The sequence below is a fragment of the Rickettsia endosymbiont of Proechinophthirus fluctus genome (assembly GCF_001602635.1).
GTDB lineage: Bacteria > Pseudomonadota > Alphaproteobacteria > Rickettsiales > Rickettsiaceae > Rickettsia > Rickettsia rickettsii.
The window spans coordinates 301021-309563 of record NZ_LECS01000004.1 but is presented as its reverse complement, the minus strand read 5'-3'; the positions used below and the strand labels follow the sequence as shown (position 1 = coordinate 309563).

Genomic DNA, 8543 nt, shown 5'->3' with positions numbered 1-8543 from the left:
TATTGCCCGTAGTTTCTGACAAAACTCTATTACGTTTGCTCTATTATGACGTCTTTTCATACGTTTTAATATCATATCATCACCTGCTTGCAAGCTAATATGAAAATGCGGCATTATCCTTTTACTATAAGCTATAAGCTCAAAAAGTTCATCATCTATTTCTGCAACATCTATTGAAGATAATCTAAGCCTCTTTAATTCAGGGACTAAATTCAACACTCGTTTAATCATTTGTGCGAATGTTGGACTTCCTGGCAAATCACTACCATAAGCCGTGACATCGACACCGGTAAAAACTACTTCTTTAAAACCGTTTAATACCAAATGCTTTACCTGCTCTGCTATAGCTCCTATTGCTACTGATCTACTTTTTCCTCTACCATAAGGGATAATACAGAAAGTACAAAAATGATCACAACCGTTTTGTACCTGAATAAAAGCACGAGACTTACAGTCAAAGCTACTTACTAAATGACTTGCCGTCTCTTTCACCGACATTATATCGTTAACTGTTATTTTTGCATCGGTCATTTGGTAGTAATTAGGTAATAACTTCTCTTCATTACCTATAACTTTGTCAACTTCCGGCATATTACCGTACATTTGCGGACTTGTTTGAGCACTACAGCCGGTAACAATAATTTTTAAACCAGGATTATTTTTTTTAGCCTTGCGTATAGCTTGTCTTGCTTGTTTCTCAGCTGCTTTAGTTACCGCACAAGTATTGAATATTGCTACATTATCGATACCCGACAATTCCAAGTTTTTTCGTATTATCTCACTTTCGTAAATATTAAGTCTACAGCCAAATGTTACTACGTTTTGTCTTAAATTATTGCTCACAATAATATTCCCCACGTGCTACAAGCGTAGCTGCCCCTTGCATTATTATATTACCGTTTTCTTCTTTCATAGTAAGGTTACCGTACTTAAAGACTATAGTACTTGGTGAATGGATAAAACCGTGCTTTAAACCGGCAGCAAAACTACTGCAAGCTCCGCTTCCGCAAGCAAGCGTTAACCCTGCCCCCCGCTCCCAAACGGATAAATAGATTTTATTATCTTTTACTTCAGCAAAATTAACGTTTACCCCATCTGCGAATAATTCCTTAGCCTGCAATCTTTCACCAACAATTTTTTGATCTTGAGGTTCTAACTTACTAAAAATAACTACATGCGGATTACCTATATCAACGCAAATAGTTTCCTTTAAATCAATCATATAACGCTCTGCAAATGCCCAAACTTTATCACGACTTGGCATCCAAGCTTCATTAAAACTCACGCTTCCTACATTAACGCTAATATTATTTTCATCATTGACATTACATAGCAATTTTTTATTGCCTACCATTACGGTAATATCTTGCTTTCCCGTATCAAGATAAATTAACTTGGCTAAACATCTTGTAGCATTACCGCATAATTTAGCACTAGAGCCGTCTATGTTATATATAATCATTTCATAAAAATCATTATGCTCTTCATAAATAATAAACTGATCGCAACCGATACCTGTATGACGCTCAGCCATATTTTTTGCTAACTGCGATAAATCATATGAACTTGATAAATCTCGTTTGTTAACAATAACAAAATCATTACCGAGACCATGCATTTTTACAAAATTAATTTTACTAATCATAATGTTTTACATATTAGGAAATTGTATTATAGCAAATTTCTTGGAATTTGCTATAATGAAGTGATGATATATAAAAATATAGACTATTATGCTAATTTCACGTTTCTTAGACCCTAAAAATAACTATGCATTTTTAAAAATTTTCGGTATAGAAAAAAATAAGGATATACTTATTCATTTTCTAAATAACATTTTAAGTTATACGGGAAAAGAAGTAATTACCGAAGTTACTTTTTAAAAAAACCTAAGGTTTTGACATCGCTACTTATAGACAATCTATAGTTGATGTATTATGTAGAGATAAATACAGTACTCAATTTATTGTAGAGATGCAGGTTAGCAAACATCCAGGTTGTGAAAAACGAACTCAGCTTTATACAACAAAAGCCTATTCAAGAAAAATAATAAACAAAGATGAAGATCATAAAAAAATGACAGTATATGCAAAACTTCGAGTAGTAATATTCTTAGCTATTGCCGATTTTATTTTATTGCCCGATAAAAAAGATTGGAGATCAAATCATAGATTACTTGATACTAAAACTTATGAGAACGACCTACAAGATTTGTATTTTATCTTTTTAGAGCTTGAGAAATTTAATAAAAAATTAGATCAATTAGAGAACCTTCAAGAAAAATGGGCATATTTCTTTAAACATGTACATGAAAGTACTCTAGAAGAAATGGAGAATTTGATAGGTCATGATTTTATTATTAAAAAAGCTTTTTATGCTTTGGATCAAGCTAGTTGGTCTGAAAAAGAGTTAAATACTTATGAAAAAATGATAAAAACCGAAATGGATAATCTAGCCGTAGAAGAGCAGAAAATTATGGATGCTGAAGCGAAAGGGGAAGCCAGAGGGGAAGCAAAACAAAAAATTTCTATAGCTAAAAAAATGTTAGCAAAAAATAAACCTTTAGATAAAATTATAGATTTTACCGGTTTAACAGAAAAAGAAATCGAGCAATTATAAGTAATGAAGATCCTTAATATTATGCTCAGTCGTGACCTTGGCGGCATTCAACAAGCATTTTTAGATTATAGCACTGCTTTAGAGATGCAAAAAATTGAGGTTATAAATATCACTTCTTACAAGGCAAAAATAAATTCCTTTCTTCTATACAAACAAAGCTTAAAACTACCTAATATAGTACCGTTTGATTTACTCTCGGTACTGATTTTTAAGTATATAATTCATAAGACTAAACCCGATATAATTATAGCACACGGTAATAGAGCAATAAATTTTAGTAAATTTGCTAAATCACAAAATATAAAATTAATCGGTATCGCTCATAATTATAGTTTAAAAGGACTACGTAAATGTGATTTTGTTATTGCCTTGACGCATCATATGAAAGAATTTTTATTAAAAAATCACTTCGCCGAATCTAGGATATACATCCTACCGAATATGATAAATATTGCTAAAGACTTTATTCCAAATAAAACATATAGAAAACCTGTCGTAATTGGTGTACTAGCAAGATTTGTAGCTAAGAAAGGTGTTGATGTTTTTATTAAAGCTATCAAAATTTTAAAAGAAAAAAAATATGATCTTCATGCAGTTATAGGTGGAAGCGGCGAGGAAAAAGATAATTTAATTGCTTTAGCACATAAACTTAATTTACAAGATCAAATATCATTTACGGGATGGGTTCACGATAGAGATAAATTCTTTAAACAAATAGATATTTTTTGCTTACCGTCTCTTCATGAACCGTTTGGCATTATAGTGCTTGAAGCAATGGAGGCAAGCATGCCTATCGTTAGTACAGATACTGAAGGGCCTGCAGCAATCTTAAACGACATGCAAGACGGGCTTATTTGTAAAGCCGGCTCTGCTGAAGATTTAGCAGCAAAAATTGTCTATCTAATAGAGAACCCTATAAAAGCAAAAGAATTTTCTAAAAATGCCTACCTTACTCTCAAACAAAATTATGAAATTAAAGTTGTTTCTGAAAAGTTACAGCATATTTTAGAAAGCTTCAGATAAGATGAATTTAAGGGTGAACCTACACAACTTATAAAAATATGTGAACACAAGCGAATCCTGCAAAATTCACTTATATCAAGCTTTCTAAAATATGCTATAGCAACATTATTACGTAATTATAAAAATAGTTAGTTGAAAAAACAATAGCATATATTGACATAACGGTTTAAAGATTCATAATTAATATTAAGTAATATGCATTTATTTTAATGAACCTAATCGATGAACTTCATATGTCGATTTTGCATTTACTTAAAATATATTCTAGTTTTATCGATTTCATCATTTCTTCTATGTGGTTGTAATGCAAAACACGATAATATTCCCCCTAAACTCTCATTACCTACTACTTGGAATAATTATTCTCTAGAACAAAATAATAATGCATCCTCCAAGTAGTGACTGCAATTTAACGATCCGGTGTTAAATAACCTAATCGAAGAATCTTTAACCGGTAACTCTGATATTGAGCTGGCAATGAGTAATGTGCTAGCAGCGCAAGCACAGCTTAACCTTATTAATTCTGATAGATTGCCACAAATCAATTTACAAGGCGGAGCAAATCAAACAAAAAACAGTAAAGAAACAAAAGCACCGAATGAACCGAAATTCTCTAATAATTTGGGGCTAGCAAGCGTGCTTAATTACGAGCTGGATTTATAGAGGAGCCGCCAACGCTAGCGAATCAGCTAAAAAAACTTTCCTTGCAAGTGAGTATAACAAGGCAGCGGTACGTTTATCAGTTATAAGTAACGTCACTATAAGTTACTTTAATCTTTTAGTATTAGACAAACAAATCTATCTAACTAAAAAGCTAATTGAGGCTCAAACGGAAATTTATAAATTAAATCAGAAATTATATAATCTTGGCGTAGGTGATTTAATATCGGTTAGTGAAGCTGCTTCCGCGCTTGCACTTACTAAGTTATCATTGCCGCCTTCAAAACAACAAAGACATGAGCAGGAAACCGCTTTAAAATTTTAGTAGGTAGAATTCCTGAAAATATAGTAAACGGCTTAATTTATCATAATAAACCAATAGATTACTTCCCTGCTCTACCGGTATTACCTAAAATATTACCATCAGAGCTTTTAGAGCAAAGACCGAATATTAAAACAGCAGAGCAGAATTTACTAGCAGCAGATGTAAACTTAAAAACAATAAAAGCTACTTATTTTCTACAAATTTCTTTAACAGGCTTATTAGGATGCGGTAGCAATAAACTTAATACTCTGTTTACTAACTCAGCTGAAACTTGGCAGATAGGCGGCAACATAGCAGGACCTATTTGTGATTTTGGCAAATAACAATGCTTAAAACAATAATGCGGAATTTGATATTGATAACATTACTAGTACTAAATAGTAATATTAGTGGTTTGGGTAATAAAACATCACAATAAAAGCAGTAAACAAATCACTATAGCAGCTCCGGTTGAGGTAACACAAGTTATCAGAAAAGACGTATCTGATGTGATAAAACTTGCAGGAGTAGCTGAAACTGATCAAAGTGCCGATATTCAATCTCAAGTTATGGGCCCCAAACATTAAGTGTAAATTTTGATGACGGACAAGAAGTAAAAACAGGTGATTGATTATATGAAATCGATTCTCGTCCTTTTCAAAATCAATTACAGCAAGCACAAGCAAATTTACTAAGTGATATTTATAACCTTGAAGATGCTATAAAAGAAGAGGTAAGATATCATGCTTTATACGAGGGAAAAGCCGTTTCGGAAGAGCAGTGTATTTACAGATGCTAACTAATATGAATATGCTTAGGGCCACCGTGGAACGCGATAAAGCAATTATTGCAGACGCTAATTTACAAATCGAGTATTCAAAAATAGTAGCTCCTTTTGATGGTAAACTTAGTGAGAGTAATGTGGATATAGGTGGTTTAGTATCGCCGGATTTTGTGCGTCTAGTCACTATCAATACTAGCTTGCCTATTTATGTCAGCTTCTCCGTACCTGAAAAATATCTCGATCGTATTAATAAATCTCAAAAAATCTAATGATTTAGCTTTGACGGTTAGAACCGTAAGCGACTCAGAAATTAAAGACGGTGAGATCGTTTTTGTCGATAATTCGATTGACCCAAATAGTGGCACTATCAAAGTTAAAGCAACACTACCTAACCAAAACGAAATATTATGTGGCCGGGACAGTGTGTTCGTGTATCCCTAACGATTTACATCGAACAAGAGGCTTTAATAGTTCTGTCTAAAACCATGCAAACTAACTTACAGTCGCTTGCAATGACGATATGTATTACAGAAAAAATCCATAAAACAGGAAAAAATAATTGGGTATTTCAGAAATATTTATTAAGCGTCCGGTTCTTGCTACTTTATTCATGGCAACTATTTTGCTGTTTGGAGCATTCGGCTATAGGATATGACCGGTAAGCGTTTTACCTGACATCAACTGCCCGACTATTCCGGTTTCAGTAAGCTTGCCTGGAGCTGACTACTATGGCATCTTCAGTTGCATTACCGCTTGAAAAGCAATGATCAACGATATCAGATATTGACTCGATGAGTTCGGTTAATAGTAACGGTACTACTCAAATTACTTTGCAGTTTAATTTAGACCGAAATATAGATGCAGCGGCACAAGACATACAAGCAACTACCGAACGACTTACCTATCCCGCTCTCATATTGTAAAGTAAATCCTGCCGACGCACCTATATTTTATTTATCTTTAACCTCATGAGACTCTTCCCCTTATATACCGTGGACTATTACGCCGAAACAATTATGGCTGAGCGTTTATCTATGCTGCCGGGTGTTGCACAGATACAAGTTTACGGCTCACAGCAATATGCAGTGCGTATGCAGATTGACCCTGTTAAAATGGCAGCAAATAATATAGGGCTTGACCAAGTATCAAACATTATCAGCTCTGCTAACGTTAATTTACCGATCGGAGCTTTATACGGTACAGATATCTACTCAAGCATTAGCGCCCCTGGGCAATTACAAAATGTTAAAGAATATAATGATTTAATATTAACTTATAAAAACGGTAATCCGCTTTTTCTTAAAAATATTGGGAAAGCCATTGATAGCGTAGCCAATAATAAAATAGCTGCTTGGTATAGGGATAAGCCGGGGGTAATACTTGCTATTCACAACCGGATACTACTAATACTATTAAAATAGTCGACTCTATAAAAGAAGTATTGCCGTTGCTTCGCAGGCAAACCCCTGAGGGCATTAATATTAATATCATGTTTGATAGGTCAATTTCTATATCAGAGAATCGGTAAATGATGCCAATTTTACTATGCTACTCGCTTTATTTAATACTCGTAGTGATTGCTATATTTCGCTTTCTACATAACTGACGGTCCGTGATTATTCCGACTATTGCCCTTCCTTTATCAGTTGTCGGTACTTTTGCCTTTATATATCTATTCGGTTATAGCATCGATAATATGTCTTTAATGGCTCTAACGCTTGCGATGGGTTTTGTCGTGGATGATGCAATAGTAGTGCTTGAAAATATCACACGACATATGGAAAAAGGTGAGAGTCAAGTAGCAGGATGTATTAACGGTACTAAAGAAATAGGATTTACTATCATCTCAAGGACTTTATCCCTAATGACGATATTCATCCCAATATTATTTATGAGCGGAATTTTAGTGAAGCTACTGCACGAACTTACCGTTGTTATTACTACCGCTATTTTGCTTTCGAGAGTTATCTCGATAACCGTAACTCCTATGTTATGTAATATGTTTTTGAGGGATCGTCATTGCGAGGAACATAGTGACTAAGCACTCTCAGGGCAACCAACCGAGATTACCACGGCGTCTTTGACTCCTCGCAATGACGACCTACCACTAACCGAAAAAGCCTTTGAATATGTCAAACAAAAATATGGTAGCAGTCTAAAAACAGTAGTAGAGCATTCAAAAACTACTATGCTTATATTTTTCTCTTAGTAATCATCGCAACGGCTTATTTATTTGGGAAAGTACGCAAAGGCTTTATGCCTTATTCCTATACGGGACAAATCTTAGTTTTTACCGACGCCGCTCAAACTATTTCTTTTGATACGATGGTACAAGAACAACAACAAGCAAATGATGTATTACTTAAAAATCCTAATATAGATTCATTTTTTTCTGCCGTAGGTGTTTCAGGTAGAAACTCTGCCGTAAATCAGGGTACGATTTTGATTAGCTTAAAACCTCGTGACCAAAGAATAGGAGCTGACTCCGTTATAGATCAGTTACGTTCAAAACTAAATCATTTAGTAAGTTTAAAGGTATATATCCAGAACGTACCTACTATTACGATCGACGGACCAGCAACCAAAAGCCAATATCAATATACTATGCAAGAACTCGATCAAGATGTGCTATTTAGCTTTGCACCGAAATTAAAGGACAAGCTCGCATGACTGCCAGGTTTTATTAACGTAACTTCGGATTTACAAATAGCACAGCCATAAACTTTAGTGCAGATTGATAGATATAAGGCTGCAAAACTCGGTATATCAAGTCGAGCACGTCCAGAATATCTTATATACAGCTTACGGTGCTGAGCAGATTTCCACATTATATACCCCAACAGCTCAATATGACGTTATTTTAGAGCTAGATCCTAAATATCAAACAGATTCGTCAATGTTATCTCTAGTCAATATTAACTCCGCAAGCGGCAATTTAGTACCGCGAACTACCATTGCTAAAATTGTTAACACTGTTGGCCCGCTTAGTATTTCACATTTCGGGCCATTACCTTCAGTTATGGTATCATTTAACCTGCAAGATGGATATTCAATTAGTGATGCCGTTCCAAAAGTTAATCAAGCAATAAGAGAGTTACAAATGCCGGCTACGATTACGGAAAGCTTCCAAGGAATAGTTCAGGTATGTCAGTC

At 34.4% G+C, this 8543-nt stretch carries 13 protein-coding genes and 2 pseudogenes; 12 read left to right on the top strand and 3 right to left on the bottom strand.

The annotated features are described in order from the left end of the window. Together BG75_RS03460 and dapF are read right to left on the bottom strand one after the other, a co-directional pair. Positions 1–858: radical SAM protein (locus BG75_RS03460; RefSeq protein WP_252903627.1), on the bottom strand; the 858-nt coding region annotated here is incomplete at its 3' end. Then, entirely contained in the window at positions 833–1645 is an 813-nt protein-coding gene (gene dapF, locus BG75_RS03455) for a diaminopimelate epimerase (protein WP_062811452.1), read from the bottom strand. The genes BG75_RS03460 and dapF, both read right to left, overlap by 26 nt. Positions 1646–1733: 88 nt before the next feature. Between dapF and BG75_RS07330 the strand changes: the two genes are divergently transcribed. From BG75_RS07330 to BG75_RS09760, 5 genes are all read left to right on the top strand, one after another. Beyond that, entirely contained in the window at positions 1734–1883 is a 150-nt protein-coding gene (locus BG75_RS07330) for a PD-(D/E)XK nuclease family transposase (RefSeq protein WP_084777208.1), read from the top strand. A 40-nt stretch (positions 1884–1923) separates the two neighbouring features. Continuing rightward, the gene (locus BG75_RS03450) at positions 1924–2619 is read left to right on the top strand and encodes an Rpn family recombination-promoting nuclease/putative transposase (protein WP_217284893.1); all 696 of its coding nucleotides are present in this window, start codon (positions 1924–1926) and stop codon (positions 2617–2619) included. Positions 2620–2622: 3 nt separating this feature from the next. Further along, a complete protein-coding gene (locus tag BG75_RS03445; RefSeq protein ID WP_062811451.1) occupies positions 2623–3642 on the top strand; it encodes a glycosyltransferase family 4 protein in 1020 nt (339 codons plus the stop codon). A 420-nt stretch (positions 3643–4062) separates the two neighbouring features. Continuing rightward, the gene (locus BG75_RS03440) at positions 4063–4305 is read left to right on the top strand and encodes a TolC family protein (protein ID WP_217284873.1); all 243 of its coding nucleotides are present in this window, start codon (positions 4063–4065) and stop codon (positions 4303–4305) included. Continuing rightward, on the top strand, positions 4286–4627 hold the full coding sequence (locus BG75_RS09760) for a TolC family protein (protein WP_368072222.1): 342 nt from the start codon (positions 4286–4288) through the stop codon (positions 4625–4627). The genes BG75_RS03440 and BG75_RS09760 overlap by 20 nt, the downstream gene beginning before the upstream one ends. 187 nt (positions 4628–4814) lie before the next feature. On the opposite strand, the gene BG75_RS10350 is transcribed toward BG75_RS09760, so the two are convergent. Further along, positions 4815–4946: a hypothetical protein gene (locus tag BG75_RS10350; RefSeq protein WP_305140717.1), complete on the bottom strand. Its 132-nt coding sequence runs from the start codon at positions 4944–4946 to the stop codon at positions 4815–4817. Positions 4947–5016: 70 nt separating this feature from the next. Between BG75_RS10350 and BG75_RS03430 the strand changes: the two genes are divergently transcribed. The 7 genes and pseudogenes from BG75_RS03430 to BG75_RS09750 all read left to right on the top strand — a co-directional run. Then, entirely contained in the window at positions 5017–5193 is a 177-nt protein-coding gene (locus tag BG75_RS03430; RefSeq protein WP_252903626.1) for an acriflavin resistance protein, read from the top strand. A 238-nt stretch (positions 5194–5431) separates the two neighbouring features. Continuing rightward, the gene (locus BG75_RS09755; RefSeq protein WP_252903625.1) at positions 5432–5659 is read left to right on the top strand and encodes an HlyD family efflux transporter periplasmic adaptor subunit; all 228 of its coding nucleotides are present in this window, start codon (positions 5432–5434) and stop codon (positions 5657–5659) included. Positions 5660–6181: 522 nt separating this feature from the next. Continuing rightward, the gene (locus BG75_RS03420) at positions 6182–6313 is read left to right on the top strand and encodes an acriflavin resistance protein (protein ID WP_026053069.1); all 132 of its coding nucleotides are present in this window, start codon (positions 6182–6184) and stop codon (positions 6311–6313) included. 69 nt (positions 6314–6382) lie between these two features. Beyond that, positions 6383–6811 carry an efflux RND transporter permease subunit gene (locus BG75_RS03415; protein WP_252903624.1) on the top strand — a complete coding sequence of 143 codons (429 nt, stop codon included), beginning with the start codon at positions 6383–6385 and terminating at the stop codon, positions 6809–6811. Positions 6812–7002: 191 nt separating this feature from the next. Then, positions 7003–7599: pseudogene (locus BG75_RS03410) on the top strand (efflux RND transporter permease subunit). Between the two features lie 5 nt (positions 7600–7604). Further along, positions 7605–8060 carry an efflux RND transporter permease subunit gene (locus tag BG75_RS03405; protein WP_252903723.1) on the top strand — a complete coding sequence of 152 codons (456 nt, stop codon included), beginning with the start codon at positions 7605–7607 and terminating at the stop codon, positions 8058–8060. A 57-nt stretch (positions 8061–8117) separates the two neighbouring features. Next, positions 8118–8543, top strand: a pseudogene (locus tag BG75_RS09750) (efflux RND transporter permease subunit); the annotation flags it as partial.

Excerpts from the sequence above, each read along its gene's own strand:
- BG75_RS03445 (WP_062811451.1), top strand. The coding sequence starts at position 2,623 with ATGAAGATCCTTAATATTATGCTCAGTCGTGACCTTGGCGGCATTCAA.
- BG75_RS07330 (WP_084777208.1), top strand. The coding sequence starts at position 1,734 with ATGCTAATTTCACGTTTCTTAGACCCTAAAAATAACTATGCATTTTTA.
- dapF (WP_062811452.1), bottom strand. The coding sequence starts at position 1,645 with ATGATTAGTAAAATTAATTTTGTAAAAATGCATGGTCTCGGTAATGAT.
- BG75_RS03420 (WP_026053069.1), top strand. The coding sequence starts at position 6,182 with ATGAGTTCGGTTAATAGTAACGGTACTACTCAAATTACTTTGCAGTTT.